The following is a 14,503-nucleotide window of genomic DNA, read 5'->3' as shown; positions in this document are numbered from 1 at the left end:
GCCCGTCAGACCGCCGCCGGGTCGACCGCCTCCGCGAGGATCGCGAGGGCGAGCGTGAGGAAGAAATCTCCCCACACCAGCTGGTGCGCGGTCGCCCGGCCGCGGCGCAGGTCGTGACAGCCCTTGACCAGCCGGCCGTCGCGGACACACGTCCGCAGTACTTGCTGGACGAGGTCGGCGGCGGCGTCGTGCAGGCCGAGCTTGGCGAGCGCGACGGCGGTGATCACCGCGGCGGACGAGTCCGGCGGGCTGCCGGGAACGTCGAGAAGGGCGGGAAAATCCGCAGGGACCTTGGCCGCGCGGATGCGGCCGGTGTCGCCGAGCGCGGGTTCGAGCCAGTGGGCGCCGTCGGCGAGGGCCAGCAGCGTCCAGGCCTCGCCGCGGGTCCACCCGGGCGGCGGGTCGGCCGCCCGGGCCCATGCTCGCTCCGAGTACGCCCAGGACTGCCCACCCGGTTCGCCCGACAGTTCGAGATGGGTGCGCAGGTGTTGCGCCGCAACGGTTTTCTCGCCCGCCCACGCGAGCAACGGGACCGTCCCCGGGGCGCCGTCCGCGCGGGCGAGCACCGGCTCGGCGGAATCACCGAACGCCGTTCCCCACGGCAGCACTCCCGCGACCGGATCGGCGGTGCGGGCGAGGGCGTGCGCACCGGCGCGGGCCAGCGGTTCGGCGGCGGAGCCCAGGCCCAGCCGGCTTTCCGCGGCGACGCCGTACCAGAGGACCAGGCCACGGGTGACGCTGTCCGCCGCGGCCCAGTCCGCGAGGCGCCTGGCCCAGCGTCCGGCGGCCCGGCGGTGGCCCGGGGCGCCGGTCAGCCGTGCGCGCAGCCACAGCTGACCGACCCAGAACCCGCCCGTCCACGAGCCGTTCCGGGTCGTCGTCCATTTTCCTGTGCCGGGGTCCGCAGACAGCGGGAAGCGGTCGCCGACCGCGTGTTCCGTTCGCTCCAGTTCCGCCAGCTGGCGGCTGAGCGCGCTCTTCGCCCACGCGGTCACGGCCGTGCCTCCCGGCCTCGCCACCACCAGGCGGTCACACCGGCGGCAAGGAATTCCGCGGCCACCGTCGTCCAGGCGTACTGGTAGCGACCGCCCGCCGCGTCGACCAGGGCTCCGGCGACGGGTGGCCCCAGCGCGAATCCGGCGAAGAACCCGGCCGACACCACGGCGGAATCCTGCGCCACCGACGCCTTCGGCGATGTCGAGATCACAGTCACCATCGACACCGCGTTGGCCGACACCGCACAGACCCCCAGCCCGGTCACGGCTGCCCACGCCCACCACGCACCCCAGCCGGCCGCGGCGACGAGCGCCAGCGCGGCGACGGCGGCGCCGACGGCCAGCGGCGGCAGCAACGAGCCGGGCTCGCCGGAGCGAGCCGCCAGCCGCGACCACCCGACTCGGCCGGCGATCCCGGCGATGCCGAGGACCGCGACCAGCGCACTCGCCGCGCCGACAGGCAAGGCCAGCTGGCGCGCGCCGAACAACGCGACATACGTGTTCACGGCGGAAATGCCGGATCCGAGGAGCGCCGAGAAACCGCAGAGCCAGGCCGCGTCGCGCGTCGGCCGGGCCGTTGTCCACCGCGGCCGACTCGCCGGCGCCGGGTCGGCGGGAAGCGCCAGCACCAGCAGCCCGGCCACGAACGCGATCGCGGCGGCCACGCCGACGGCGATCCGCCAGTTCGCCGCGCCGGCCAGCGCGGCCAGCGGCAACCCGGCGACGAACGCCCCGAACTGGACACCGGACTGCTTCCAGCCGGTGACCCCGCCGCGCCGCCCGGCCGGGACGCGGGTCGCGATCAGGTGGTTGGTCACCGGGTTCGCCAATGCCTGCGGCACGCCCGAGGCCGCCACAGCGAGCACGAGCACGCCGTAGCCCGGAGCGGCGGCGAACGCGGCGAGCGCGATGCCGGCGAGGACGAACAAAGCGACGAGCCCGCGCCTCGCCCCGACCGCCGCGACGACCGGCCCCGCCGTCAGGGACAGCGCGGCCGCGACCGCGAACCCCACTGACACGAGCACGCCGAGCAGCGGCGTGGTGATCCCGAACTCGGCGAGGAGATCCGGCCCGAGCGCCCCGAGCAGGAACAGCGGCAGCATCGACCATGTCATCGCGGCCGTCAGCAGCGACGTCGAGCCCGCCGTGCCGCGTGCGGCCGCGATCGCCGGCCCAGTCATCCGCGCCTCCCGTCTCCTCGGCGGTCCACAGCAGGAGTCGGGAAGAGATCCGGCAAAGTTCCCGGGAACCGGACGCGCCTTCGAGCCGACGTCCCGAGAGCGGCTGGAGGCCGCGTCACAGCGGTGTGGGTGTTCGTTCTCACCGGCCCCGGACGGCGTCCAGCGCCGCGGGCTGCCGAGCCGCGGCCGGATCGAGGGACGGCATGAAGATCGCCCGTCTGTTCGCCGCCACGCTGCTCGTGCTGACCGGTCTGCTGGCCTTCGCCGGGGCGGCCTCCCCGCACGCCGCACTGAAGTCGGGTTCGCCCGCCGAGGGCTTGAGCCTCGCGGCCCCGCCCAAGAAAGCCGAGCTGACGTTCGAAGAGGCAGCGACCCCGCAGCCGGACCCGATCAACGTCACCAGGCCCGGCGGAGCCGCCTGGACTGCCGGCACCGCGCCGGTCACCGACGCCAATGGTCGGCGCACCGGGCACGGCGACCGGGCGAGCCGTGCCTGCCCCCTCGCCTACAAGGCCGTGTCCGACGGCGGGGACAAGGTCACCGGCTCGGTGCACTTCACTCTCACCGCTCCCGCGACGAGGTCGAGCGCGCCGCCGAGCGCGTCCGAGGCGACACCCGGTGCCGCGGCGCAAGGGCACACCGGCGGCGGGGTGCCGGCGTGGGTGTGGATCCTCATCGCCGTCGTGGTCGTCGTCGCGGACGCGCTCGGCACGGAGGCCTTCCTGCGGCTGGATCACCGAGCACATGTCGACGGTGCCGGGGAACCAGCTCACCCAGCCCTGCCACCACTGCTCTCGGAAAACGTCGATAACGCCGATGGAGACACCAGTGACAGCACTGCGCTGGACAACCGCCACGATGGCCGTCCTTTCGGACTCTCGGCCCTCAAAACGGGAACGATCCCCGCGGCCGGGCCGCCCGCGGAGGTGCTGGCCCCGGCCGTCTTCCGCGACGTGTTCGCGGTGGACGGCCGCGCGGTTCCCGAGCCGGTCGACGGGCGGCCCCGCGTGTTGCCTCGCGAGCTGGACCCCTGAGCCGACCCGGCCCGCCGCCACGCCCGCGTTCGCGCCGGCGAGGTTCGCCCTCATCCAGCGCAGCCCTGGCGGCGTCCGGCGACTGCATGGAGGGGACACCGGACGACGCCGCGCCCGCACCCCGGAACTCGCAGCGGCACGGTGCCCCGATCGCGTCGATCTGCACCGCGCGGGCTGACGCGCTCAGACCACGTGGCCGCGTTCTTCCCGGGCGGCGAGGAGGTCTTCGCGGGCACGGGCGACGCGCGAGCGGACCGTCCCGATCGGACAGTCGCAGATCTCGGCGGCTTCGGCGTAGGAGTACCCGAGTACCTGGGTGAGGACGATCGCTTCCCGGCGTTCCGGGTGGAGTCCGTCGAGGAGCAGGCCCACCTCGACGACGTCTTCGAAGCCGCGGCCGGAGCGGCGTGCCGACTCGGCCGCGGCGGCCGATTCCCAGTCCCGGCTGAACGACTGCGGGCGGACCGAGCGGGCGCGGAAGTGGTCGACCACGACGCGACGGGCGATGGACAGCAGCCAGGTGCGGGAGGAAGAGCGCCCGGCGAACCGGGGCAGGGCCGTGACCGAGCGGACGTAGGTTTCCTGAGTGAGGTCGTCGGCGACGGTCGAATCCGCGAGGTGCGCGACGAACCGCCAGGTGTCGGCCTGCGTCGCGCGCACCCACGACTCGAAGGCGCGCCGGTCGCCGCGGGCGGCGGCCAGCGCGAGCGCGGTGATCCGCTCGTCGTCGCGGTCCCTGCCGGAGGTCACGAACTGACACCGTAGCCGACGCGCGCGGGACCCGGGACCACCCGGTAGGTGACCGTAGGAATGCGGCCTGCCCCGAACTGCGAATCGGTCTCTGCCCGTATCGACGGGACCGGCGACACCAGCGCGAGTTCTCCGGACGCTTCCCCGCCTATTGCCGGAGACCAGCCACAGCGGCGGCGCTTCGCGCCCCATGGCGCATCGCCGCCTTCCGCGGGCAGCGGGTGCCCGGCTGCCCGCGCGGTGTAGACCACGGACGACATCAGGAGCGGACAGACGCGAGCGTGGACCAGCCCGGTCCTGGTTCCCGACCGCAAGCCCGGGGTGCTGGGCAACCGTGCTGGCACCCGCGGGCCGGCGGTGCCGCGGTGGCCTCAGGAGCGAACCCCCGGCAGGCCGCCGGCCCTGGACGCGGGCACCGGTTCACGGCCCTGTCCGCTGCCGGATGCCCCCGCGCTCCAGTAGTCGGCCGCGAACCCGGAAAGTTCCCGGGAACCGCCGCCGCGTCCGGCCCGACTCTCTCCGATGTGGAGTGCCACCGCTGCCGGGAGGCCGTGTCCGCGATGGCGGACGCGCAGGCGTCGCCCGCCGAGGAAGCCGCCGCCGGACACCACCTGTCCCAGTGCCCTGCGTGCCGCGACATCGCGGAACGGACGGCGAGATTGACCCGCCGGCTGCGGGTCCGGCTCGCCCTGCCGTGCCCGGATCTGGTGGGCTCGGTGCTCGCGGCTTTCGAAGAGCGGGTTCGAGGCAAGCCCGCGGTGCGTCCGTGTTGCGTGCCCGAGCACGTGGTCGTCTGGCCGGTGGGCTCGGCCCTCTGCGGGTGTGCTCCCGGGTGTCGCTGCGGCTGTCAGAACGGCGGTTCGTGCCGGTGCCGTATCCCGGCAGTGGGGTGACCGGCCCCTGACCAGGAGCGCTTGACGAGTGCCTGCGTCGCGAGCCTCAGAGGGCGTCTGAGAACTGATTTCACTGGTCTGTGTTGCGGGCGAGTCGTCGGGACATGGTCATGATCATGGCGATGTAGACCATGGTTTCGTGGTGTTCGGGGAGTGTCTCGTAGTCGCGGACGCAGCGGCGGTGTTTGGTGATCCATCCGAAGGTTCGCTCGACGACCCATCTGCGGGGCAGTACGACGAATCCGGTGGTGTCGTCGGTGCGTTTGACGATCTCGACGGTGAGGGAAAGGACCTGCTTGGCCCAGGCGACCAGGCGTCCGCTGTAGCCGCCGTCGGCCCAGACGTGGGCGATGGCGCCGAAGCGGGCGCGCAGTGCCGCCAGCAGCAGGTGGGCGCCGTCGCGGTCTTGGGTCGAGGCGGCTGTCACCACGACGGCGAGGAGCAAGCCGAAGGTGTCGGTGGCGATGTGTCGTTTGCGGCCTTTGGTTTTCTTCCCGGCGTCGTAGCCCGCGCTGGCGGCGGGCACGGTGTCGGCCCCGCGTACGGTCTGGGCGTCGATGATCGCGGCGGTGGGCAGCGGACGGCGACCGGCCCGCACTCGGACCTGATCGCGCAGTGCGGTGGCGAGGGCGTCGATGTGGTCGGCGACGGCGACGGCGACGGCAACACCGATACCGTCGAGGCCCCCCCCCCACAATCGTCGCCCACGGCGGTCTCGGCGGCTCCGCCGGCGGCTTTGTCGGCGGTGGCATCAGAGGAACAGGTGGTCGCGGCGGCGACGGCAACGGCGGCACCTTCACCAGGGCCACCCCCAGCAACGCCACCATCACCGCCACCGGCGCAGCCGGAGGCCTCGGTGCCCCTGAGGGGGCGAGTGGCGTGCGTAACGCCGACGGCGCGACCGTCGCCTTCACCGGCGCCACTAACACCATCGCCGTCGACACCAACGGCGCCACCCGCGGCGGGACCGCCACCCTCAACGGAGGTGCTAGCAGCGGCGACAAGATCACCGTCGGGGTCAACAACGGTGTCATCAACGCCGGATCCGGCGGCGGCAACACCTGCGTGATCACCACCAACAACACCGCCGGCACCACCAACTGCTGATCAATGCTCACGAGGTGATCCGCGGCACCGGCACGGGCCAGTGCCGCGGATCACCTCGTTGGCCGCGCAGCAGTGTCCGCCCGGCTCTTGAGCACTCGGCCTGCCACCAGGCGCCGGGCACTCCGAACAGCGTCCCGGCCGCCGTCGGCACCGTCTGGCACACCGGCATAAGCCCTTCCCTTCGCTCCTGCTCAGTACGGGACGGATCGCGGCGGCAGCCGCGGATATCGGTCGGTCCTGGCGATGCCGGCGGCATCACATGACGCCGAGGCGGAGCGCCCCGTCGAACTCGCGCGTGCAGTTCGACGAGTCGTTCCACATGTCGTTGCGCACCCGGACTTTTCTCGCCCGACTGCGGCGCTTCCGCTCTGTCCGGTCGCACGCATGCGACCAGCGCCCCGCCGACACCACTCGGGAAGAGCAGTCCCTCGAACACTGCCACGGAGAACCGACGCCGCCTGCCAGGCCCCGATCCGGTGCGGGAAGGGCACCGCCCGCGGCATTGTTCCGGCGACCTTCGATCCCTTGACCACCTGCGCCGGCTAGCGCATTTGTCCTTGGCGGGTCAGGGCGTCCCCGGCCGGTCCTCCGCCGGTGCGGCCGCCCGCACCAACGGCGTCGAGGCCGCCCGCGCGATGCCGGGCGGGTCGCGCTAAGGGCAGCGAGAATGCGAGGGCACGAGCCGCCGGGAGCAGGTCGGCTTGCCGCGGTGTGACTCGGTCCCGCCGGTCTCGTGGAACGCGGCCGACGTCGTCGGCGGATTCGGGATCGTAGTCAGGTCCTGGCTGCGGGACCGGGTCAGCCTTGACTCCGCTTTCGTTGTCTGGCTGAAGATGCGCGTTCTGTCGATGCTGAATCGAGGCACCGGACCGGGGTCCGCCCCAGGTGCTGTACGACCGGTTCGTCGACGCGGCTCAGGCAGAGTGAGGAGTGCCGCCGTGCTGTGGCTCTTCGTCTTCGTTGTGCGGGTGAGGTCGGTGCTGCGGGCGGAATTCCGGTGGTCGCTCCTGGGTCTGGAGGCAGCGTCGGGAAGGCCGTGGACGCGGTTGGCGACCAGATCGGTTTCTTGCTCGCCGACGCACCGTGAATGTTATTGAGCGCGCAGGGACTTCCGCAGTCGTTCCGTTCCGCCCTCTGACTGTGCCTGGACGGAGCCGGCCCGTGGGGAGGCGAACCCGCGAACAATAATTTTCGCATAATTTTCGTGGGAATGCTTGACTATTCGATCGTGTTCCGGAAGTGGCGGAACGCGGCGGTCCGGTTCGCTACGAAAGTTCTGGCTCGATGCTGGGGTTTTCAGTTCACGTACCTGTTCTCCGAGCGGAAATTGACTTAAGTTCGCGGCTTCGCGCAAGTGAACCGGAGGAGAGGTATCTCGTGTCACAACGATCCCGAGCTCTCGGCAGGACTTTTGTCGCGGTCGGCGTTCTGGTAGCGGCCGCGGCGGCTACGGCCGTCCCGGCGGCCGCAGCCGCGCCGAAGCCTTCGTCGGTGGAGAAGGACATCGCGCAGCTGTGGCGGGAATACGAGGATCTCGTGCAGGTGCCGGGACTCCTGAACGTGCTGAGCGAGAGCAAGCCGCTGGTCGAGTCGCCGGTTTTCGGGTCCGGTCGCGAACCCGGAGCCAAGCCGGGCGTCATTCCGGGTTGCACCCCCGGGTCGCTGTTTTCCGAGGTCGACAAGCTGAGGGCGCCGCTCACGAAGCTGGAACAGCAAGCGGTGGACCTCATCGGCGGTCTCGATTACCTGTACGCGTCGGTTGTCGCGAACGACAAGAGCCCGCAGGTCTTCGGCACCGACGGCCAGTACACGGCCCGTGCCGCGGCCGCGATCGACAAGCTGCGCGGGTTCTGGGACATCGAGAGCTGGAACATTCAGCTGGTGGCGTACAAGGGCACTGACGCGGCCAGCCCGGAGAAGATGACCGAGACGTTCGCACGTGCCTTCGCCCCGGCGCGGGCCGCGGCGGCGGGCGCGCTGGCGAGCAAGGTGGTGCACGAGGTGCCGGCCTTGCAGGGCGGACGGAACCCGTTGCTGTCGGCCAACGCGTTCGCGCTGCTGCCCGACAGTCCGGGCGGCAAGCGCGTCCTGCTGGGCGACGGCCTGCTCGACCTGGACGGCCGGGGCGGCTTCGGCGACGTGACGGTGGAAGGGATCGTGGGGCACGAGTACGGGCATCAGGTCGATTTCGCGCACGACAACTGGCCGGACGGCGAGGCCGGGGAACTGGGCCCGGACGCCTACGCGGGCTATTTCCTCGCGCATGCCAAGGGCGCGGCGTGGGACGCCCGCGCGCAGCAGGAGTTCGCCTACCTGAGCGCTTCCACCGGCGACTGCAAGCACAGCCACGGCACTCCTGAGCAGCGCAAGGCCGCGGCTGCGTGGGGCGAGCGGCAAGCCCTCACGCAAGACAACCCGAACAGGATCGTTCCGTCCGCGACGATGATCGAGAAGTTCCGGAAGGAATACCCGAAGCTGATGAAGCCGCGGCCCTAGCCGCGCCTCGCCGCACGCTGATCTGGCCGTGGGCCGTCCCCGGTCGTCTCGGGCCGGCCCACGGTGCTCAGCGCACCGGAAGCCGTTCACCACGATCAGGAGCGTCATGACAGCACCGCAGCGGCCGTCGCCGCAGCGGCGCTCGGCACCACCACCCCCGCCGGGACCGACCAGGACGGGCTGGCCCCGGGCGCGAACGTGGGCGGAGCCAGCCGGCGAGGGGCGTATTGGTGCGCCCGGTACTGCGGTGAGCGGCACAACCGCGCCGGGCCAGCCGGTGAGCGTGACCGTCGTGTTGGCCCCGCGCCCGGCACCCGCGGACGCCGGCGGAGACGATCGGCGCCCGGACTCTCCCAGACCGCCGATCGGTCTGCGTTGACCGGAGAGAAATACTTGAACCCAGCACCGGCTCACGAATTGCTGCAAGGCGAGCAGTGGCGTTCCCTCACCGCCGATCGGGAGAAATTGCGCGCCTATGCAGACGACGAGTGGTTAGGCGCGGGCCTGGCTGGCGCCTACGACGTGCTTGGCCTCGACGCGAGCCGATTCGTGCAACGTCACGCCGTGCTCGTGATTCAGCCTGACTGCATCGCGGGACGGACCGCGCAGCGCTGCGTCGAATACGTGCGGAGCCACGGTTTCGACCCGATTCACGCGATCCGGTTCCACTTCGGCGTCGAGCAGACCGCCGGAATCTGGCATTATCAGTCCAACATAGCCACTCAAGACAGTCGCGACATCGCCGACCTGGTGTGCGGAAAGGGCGACTCGCTGCTGGTGTTGCTCAGGGACACAACTCCGGCACCGACCATTCCGGCCAGCATGCGTCTCACTGACCTCAAAGGCCGGTCGAATCCGGCGAAGCGGAACGAACGCCATCTCCGCACTGTTCTGGGCGCTCAAACCCGGTTAGTCGTGCTCGTGCATACGCCGGACGAACCGATCGACCTCGTCCGCGAAGCGGCGGTGCTGCTCGGTTCGCGTGCACGCGAGCTCTACGCCACAATGGCGGAACCGGTTTCGGACGACGCCGTAGAGTTCCTGGCCGCGCACATCCAGGAACTCTACGCTGGAGCCGATCAGCACGACTTGGACCTCGCGGCCGCCTGGAACCGCGTGACCCAACGCGTCACCGATCCGGAAGCACTGTCCGTGCTGCACAACGTGCGCGCAGGCAGCGAGAAGCTGGACTGGCGTCGGTTCACCGGCGACCTCGCCGACGCAGGCCTCGACGCGCAAGGCTGGGACGCCCTCCTCATCGGCAGCGAATATGTCGAACACGACCTGGCTGGCATCCCTCGATTGGTTGACCGGGTCAATATCGCAAGCTGGACGGAAGGGGACGGTGTCCTGCTGATTGGCCAGTGAATGCATGCGGTCACCGAGACCGATGCGAAGCTGCTGGGTTAGATTCCCTGCGGATTATAGAACAACATTCTAAAACTCGACGCACTTTCAGTGAAATCGATAACCCTGCCTGCCTGTGTCGCGTTCGAGCCGGAAGCCGGCGCGCCCGGCGGGATGGGCACTGTGAACGAAATCGGAGCTTGTGAGTCCATCCAAGCGTCACGAGAAGCCAGCGCAGCAGGCGTCGCCGGAGCGGGCCGCCGCGGCGATGGTGGCCGAGGCCAAGGCGCGTGGGCTGGCGTTGACCGACCCGGACGGCCTGCTGAAGATTCTTCACCGAGGACGTGCTGGAAACGGCGCTGAACGAGGAAACGACCGAGCATCTCGGTCACGAGAAGAATCAGGCGAATCCGGGCTGGGACTCGGCGAATGTGCGGAACGGCACGCGATTGAAGACCGTGCTCTCGGATGCGGCCAGCGAGGTTCAAGTCGAGGCGCCGCGGGGCCGGGAAGCATGTTCTCGCCGCAGATCGTGAAGAAGCGGCAGCGCCGGCTGCCGACGTGGACGAAATCGTGCTGTCGCTATACGCGAAAGGGATGACCACTGGGAGATCTCGGCGCCTCTCGATGAGATATACGGGGCGCCGGTCAGCAAGGAGACGAGATCGCGGATTACCGACAAAGTCGGGCTCTGTCATGATTTCCGTGTAAGCCACGGATGATTTCTTTCGTTATTCTAGTGGAGTGGCAGGCGGTCTGGGAAGAGTGCGGCGAGGGTGTTGAGTGCTTGTTTCCAGCCTCGGGTTCCGGTTCCCGATGGTCCGCCTCGGTTGCTGGTGATGTTGCGGAGTCCGAGGTAGAGCAGTTTTGTTGCGGCAGTGTCGCTGTCGAAATGGCCGCGGTTCTTGGTGATTTTCCGGAGCTGGAAGTTGATGTTCTCGATTAGATTTGTCGTGTAGACGATCTTGCGGAGTTCGGGCGGATAGTCGAGGAATGGGGTGAAGTCGTTCCAGGCGTGTCGCCATACCTGGACAGCGGCCGGGTATTGCTTCGCGAACTCTTTGTCGAAGGTCTTGAGCGCGATCTCGGCCGCCTCGAGTGTCGGCGCGGTGTAGATCTCACGCATTTTTGCCGTGACTTTCTTCCGGTCGCCATAGGAAATGAAACGCATGGCGTTGCGGATCACGTGCACGACACACGTTTGGACCACGGTGTCGGGAAACACGCCGCGGATCGCGTCGGGCAGCCCGGTCAAGCCGTCGCAGCAGGCGATCAGTACGTCCTTCACGCCCCGGTTGCGCAGGTCGGCGACGACCTTGGCCCAGAATTTCGCCGCTTCGGCGTCGGCGATCCAGAGCCCGAGGGCGTGTTTGCGGCCCTCCACGTCCACGCCGACGGCCAGGTAGGCGACCTTGGAGGTGACCACGCCCTTGTCCTTGACCCGCAGGCGCAGGCCGTCGACATAGAGAATCGGGTACATCTCGTCCAGGGGCCGGGATTGCCACAACGCGATCTCGTCGGTCACCACTTCGGTCACGTTGGAGATCAATTCCCGGGACACGTTCACACCATATACTTCACGCAAATGGGATTCGATGTCCCGGGTGGTCATGCCGCGCGAATACAGCGACAGGATCGCCTCGTCGATATTACCCAGCCGACGTGCGCGTTTCGCGCACAATCGCCGGTTCGGACACGCCGTTCCGGTCACGCGGCACCGCCAGTTCGACCGGCCCATGAGAGGTTGACACGGTTTTCGGTGACCTGCCGTTCCGGGGATTTCCGGACCCGTTCCCGGCAGGATCCCCCTTCTCGTATCCGAGATGATGGGTCATTTCGGCGTCCAGCGCCCGCTCCAGCACCGCCTTGGTCATCTGATTCAGCAGTTCTTGCGCACCCAGCGCCCCGCCGTTCGCGTACGCGTCTTTCACCAGCGCGTCAAGCATTTCCGGCGGCAACGCGCGGGCGAGGGCCTCGCCGGCTGCGGAACCCGCATCCCGGTCAGATGTGTTCTCGGTCACAGATGCAGCCTTCCTGGTCGCCGTCAGCGACCCGATCTTGGTACATCCGCGGCTTACACGGTTGTCATGACACGGCCCAAAGTCGTCGCCAAGATGCAGGACTGGGCCAACCGACCGCTCTGCGCGGCAGGGTTCATCGATTCCATAGACGTCATGGTTCGCGAAGGGCTGGTCACAAACCGGCCCTCCTACGCGGCCGATGAGCGTCGGCGGCGAGGGCGCGAAGTTCTGGATGAACGTTCCGATCGACCTGAAGAACCGCGGCGGCGACGACACCTGCGAACCGATCGACGCCGCCGTCACCAACCTCGCCAACGCCACGGACTCTGGCTCGGCGACGACCTCACCATGAGCGCACCGATCGTCATCCTCACCCAGCGGACACAGCGCTGGCTACCGCAACTGATACCCGACGCACGCACCAACGGACACACCTGGCACGAGTTCGCCCACGCCCTCGGCACCAGCCCCGACTACGCCCAGCTGCGCTACGACCCCGAATCACCCGTCGACGACAGCCGCTTGCCCCGCGACCCCTAAGCGGCTGTCACCAGTTGTGGATCGCGTGACGTGCGATCCAGCCGGTCATCCCGCGTCGTAGCAGAGGCAGAAGGGGTGGCCGGCGGGGTCGAAGAGCACGCGGACGTTCTCCTGCGGCTGGACCTCCGCGATCGTGGCCCCCAGGGCGACCGCCTCGGCGACCGCCGAGTCCAGGTCGCCCACCTGGAAGTCGAAGTGCATCATCGGACGCTGATCCCCGTCGGCCGGGGGCCAGACCGGAGCCCGATAGTCCGCCGCCTGCTGGAACACGAAGAAGGGTCCTTGCGGTGAAGCGGCGACGACGGCCGTTCCCGGCTCCTCGTGTCCGACGTGCCAGCCGAGCAGCTCGGCATAGAACCTCGCCAGCCTGCCGGGGTCCGGTGCCTCGATCGCCGTTCCCCACCACATGCCATCAGTCCGAGACTTCATTCCGGCATCCTGCCTGATGACCCGCGTCTGCCGGGCACGAGGGTGTGATCGGGCAGCGACGGCCCCCTTGCGCCCGACCAGCGCGCCGCTCTCAAAGCAGGATCCTGGGCGGACCGCACAACGAGGTGAGCGCCGGTTATCGCCCGCCAGAGTCCCTGGCCGGACTCGAGCAGCTTGAAGACCACTGCCAGGGCTGCCGGTGCCAAGGAACCGATCCGCAAGTCCTGACCGCTGCTCGGACCCTGACCATGCCCACCCATCTCGCGACGAGTGCGGTCACCTCTCACGAACATCCGCGGTCACATCACGCCAACGCAATCATTCCCGGCTCGGACACCGCGCCATCGGACGGTCGGGGCACCAGATCACCGTCGCCCCGATCGACGAGCCTGCCGGCGGACCACCGCCACAACTTCGGTCATTCGCCAAGACTGCCCCGCCTGAGGCTGGTCGAAGATCAATCGCCTTCCTGAAATGAATATATCACTCGACTGAGATGAGTTATTGAACAAGTTTCGTTGTCGCATCTTTACCCGCGTTCGGGGGTTGCGTGACGCGACGTTATCGAGTGGACTCGGAGGGTCATAAAGATCGCGGGCCGCTGTGGCCCATTCGGTGAACGACAAGGTGAATCTCTCGGCCGCTGAGGTTTCCGGTGCGGTCCTGTTCCGGAAACCTCCCCTAGATAGCAGGTGACATCTTGAAAACATCGACTCGCCGATACATCGCAGGAGCACTCATCGCTGCTGCTGCCGGTACCCTGTCCGTGACGTTGGCAGCGTCCCCGGCTTCCGCCGGATCATCTCTGTCCTGCCTGCGAGGTGGCGACCCCATGCCGCCAATTCCGCAGAACCCGCAGTACGCAGATGCCGTCTACTGCCAAATTGACAACGAAAATCATGAAATCAACATTATTGCCCGAGAGTCGGGAACCTATGTCTTCACCTTCTACGTCCAGGTCTCGTCTCCGGGGCCAGCCACTCAAACGCTGACCCGCCGGACGACGCTGGACGCGGGAGAGCAGATCGATTTTAACGAAATTTTCAATGGGTACGAATCCGGGCAGGATCCGAAGGTAGTCAGGTTTGATTATGCGTGGGATCCTAACCCGTACGAAGGTTGAGCAGAGAGGGTTCACCTGGTTGAAGGGCATGACTCCGATACCCTGTCGGAGTCATGCCCTTCAATCGTTCCTGGATCCTGTCCGCGTTGTGCCGCCGCAGGCAAACATCGACCGACGGGATGGAGTTGCCGATCTCCGAAGTCGGGTGCACGGCTGATCCGGGCGTTTGACGCGGCGCTTGTCGGCGGTGCGGCGAGGGCAGTTTGAAGACGTTGTGTCCCCGTCGCGCTGCGCTGGTCATCGACCGGGTTCGGTGATGTAGGCGGGTCGAGTCGCAGGTGAGGGTTCTTCAGCCCGGTACTGTCCGCTCCTGTCCCCGGGGCCCGTTTCGGGCCGGGCGAAAGGGGCTTGACAGGCGAGTGGCCGGGGCGGCGGTCCACTCGATCGAGGGAAAACCGGGGAGGTGCGACTCGGTCGGGAGTGGCCGTGGCGGCGGTGCCCGCGGTCGGGCGGACGCTGAGGCCCCGTTGTCCGGTTCCGTTTCTGTGGAGGAGTTCTGTCACAAATGCCGTGAAGAAGACCGTGGCGGGCATTGCCGTCGCAGCGGCGGCCGCGTCGGCGTCGCTCGGTCCGTGCGCTACGAGCAG

General features: G+C 68.7%; 14 protein-coding genes and 1 pseudogene. 8 read left to right on the top strand and 7 right to left on the bottom strand.

Annotation, left to right across the window (positions count from 1 at the left end):
* Window positions 1-5: 5 nt before the first annotated feature.
* Window positions 6-995, bottom strand: coding sequence for a hypothetical protein (locus CU254_RS19325; RefSeq protein ID WP_063632039.1), 990 nt, complete (start codon window positions 993-995; stop codon window positions 6-8).
* Entirely contained in the window at window positions 992-2,176 is a 1,185-nt protein-coding gene (locus CU254_RS19320; RefSeq protein ID WP_199841144.1) for an MFS transporter, read from the bottom strand. Before CU254_RS19320 ends, CU254_RS19325 begins: the two co-directional genes overlap by 4 nt.
* A 203-nt stretch (window positions 2,177-2,379) precedes the next feature.
* Between CU254_RS19320 and CU254_RS44185 the strand changes: the two genes are divergently transcribed.
* Window positions 2,380-3,210: a copper resistance protein CopC gene (locus CU254_RS44185; RefSeq protein ID WP_063631957.1), complete on the top strand. Its 831-nt coding sequence runs from the start codon at window positions 2,380-2,382 to the stop codon at window positions 3,208-3,210.
* Window positions 3,211-3,393: 183 nt separating this feature from the next.
* Here CU254_RS44185 and CU254_RS19305 read toward each other — a convergent pair whose 3' ends face one another.
* Together CU254_RS19305 and CU254_RS19295 are read right to left on the bottom strand one after the other, a co-directional pair.
* On the bottom strand, window positions 3,394-3,960 hold the full coding sequence (locus CU254_RS19305; RefSeq protein ID WP_037714187.1) for a sigma-70 family RNA polymerase sigma factor: 567 nt from the start codon (window positions 3,958-3,960) through the stop codon (window positions 3,394-3,396).
* 963 nt (window positions 3,961-4,923) lie between these two features.
* Entirely contained in the window at window positions 4,924-5,550 is a 627-nt protein-coding gene (locus CU254_RS19295) for an IS5 family transposase (RefSeq protein WP_009078570.1), read from the bottom strand.
* A gap of 182 nt (window positions 5,551-5,732) precedes the next feature.
* Here CU254_RS19295 and CU254_RS19290 point away from each other — a divergent pair, with 182 nt between their 5' ends.
* The 4 genes from CU254_RS19290 to CU254_RS44985 all read left to right on the top strand — a co-directional run bounded on the left by CU254_RS19290 (window position 5,733) and on the right by CU254_RS44985 (window position 10,339).
* Complete coding sequence (locus tag CU254_RS19290) at window positions 5,733-5,960, top strand: hypothetical protein (protein ID WP_037714185.1); 228 nt, start codon at window positions 5,733-5,735, stop codon at window positions 5,958-5,960.
* 1,377 nt (window positions 5,961-7,337) lie between these two features.
* Window positions 7,338-8,456 (top strand): hypothetical protein, encoded by a 1,119-nt coding sequence (locus CU254_RS19285; protein WP_037714183.1) that lies wholly within the window; start codon window positions 7,338-7,340, stop codon window positions 8,454-8,456.
* Between the two features lie 63 nt (window positions 8,457-8,519).
* Complete coding sequence (locus CU254_RS19280) at window positions 8,520-9,824, top strand: nucleoside-diphosphate kinase (protein WP_009078566.1); 1,305 nt, start codon at window positions 8,520-8,522, stop codon at window positions 9,822-9,824.
* A gap of 323 nt (window positions 9,825-10,147) precedes the next feature.
* On the top strand, window positions 10,148-10,339 hold the full coding sequence (locus CU254_RS44985; protein WP_050788220.1) for a transposase: 192 nt from the start codon (window positions 10,148-10,150) through the stop codon (window positions 10,337-10,339).
* Between the two features lie 200 nt (window positions 10,340-10,539).
* On the opposite strand, the pseudogene CU254_RS19270 reads toward CU254_RS44985, so the two are convergent.
* A pseudogene (locus CU254_RS19270) lies at window positions 10,540-11,749 on the bottom strand (IS256 family transposase).
* 274 nt (window positions 11,750-12,023) lie between these two features.
* On the opposite strand from CU254_RS19270, the gene CU254_RS44980 reads away from it, so the two are divergent.
* Both CU254_RS44980 and CU254_RS43680 read left to right on the top strand, forming a co-directional pair.
* Window positions 12,024-12,176: a hypothetical protein gene (locus CU254_RS44980; RefSeq protein WP_009078560.1), complete on the top strand. Its 153-nt coding sequence runs from the start codon at window positions 12,024-12,026 to the stop codon at window positions 12,174-12,176.
* Window positions 12,173-12,364, top strand: coding sequence for a hypothetical protein (locus CU254_RS43680; protein ID WP_009078559.1), 192 nt, complete (start codon window positions 12,173-12,175; stop codon window positions 12,362-12,364). The genes CU254_RS44980 and CU254_RS43680 overlap by 4 nt, the downstream gene beginning before the upstream one ends.
* Window positions 12,365-12,409: 45 nt before the next feature.
* Here CU254_RS43680 and CU254_RS19260 read toward each other — a convergent pair whose 3' ends face one another.
* Window positions 12,410-12,793: a VOC family protein gene (locus CU254_RS19260; protein WP_037714175.1), complete on the bottom strand. Its 384-nt coding sequence runs from the start codon at window positions 12,791-12,793 to the stop codon at window positions 12,410-12,412.
* 700 nt (window positions 12,794-13,493) lie between these two features.
* Here CU254_RS19260 and CU254_RS43095 point away from each other — a divergent pair.
* Window positions 13,494-13,916, top strand: a complete 423-nt coding sequence (locus CU254_RS43095) for a hypothetical protein (RefSeq protein WP_158688049.1) — start codon at window positions 13,494-13,496, stop codon at window positions 13,914-13,916.
* Here the strand turns inward: CU254_RS43095 and CU254_RS44975 are convergent.
* Window positions 13,897-14,157, bottom strand: coding sequence for an IS3 family transposase (locus CU254_RS44975; protein ID WP_353611762.1), 261 nt, complete (start codon window positions 14,155-14,157; stop codon window positions 13,897-13,899). The two genes, CU254_RS43095 and CU254_RS44975, sit on opposite strands and share 20 nt — an antisense overlap.
* Window positions 14,158-14,503 lie beyond the last annotated feature (346 nt).

The organism is Amycolatopsis sp. AA4, assembly GCF_002796545.1.
Taxonomy (GTDB): Bacteria; Actinomycetota; Actinomycetes; order Mycobacteriales; family Pseudonocardiaceae; genus Amycolatopsis.
The sequence above is the reverse complement of the archived record's forward strand: the minus strand, read 5'-3'. Positions and strand labels throughout refer to the sequence as shown.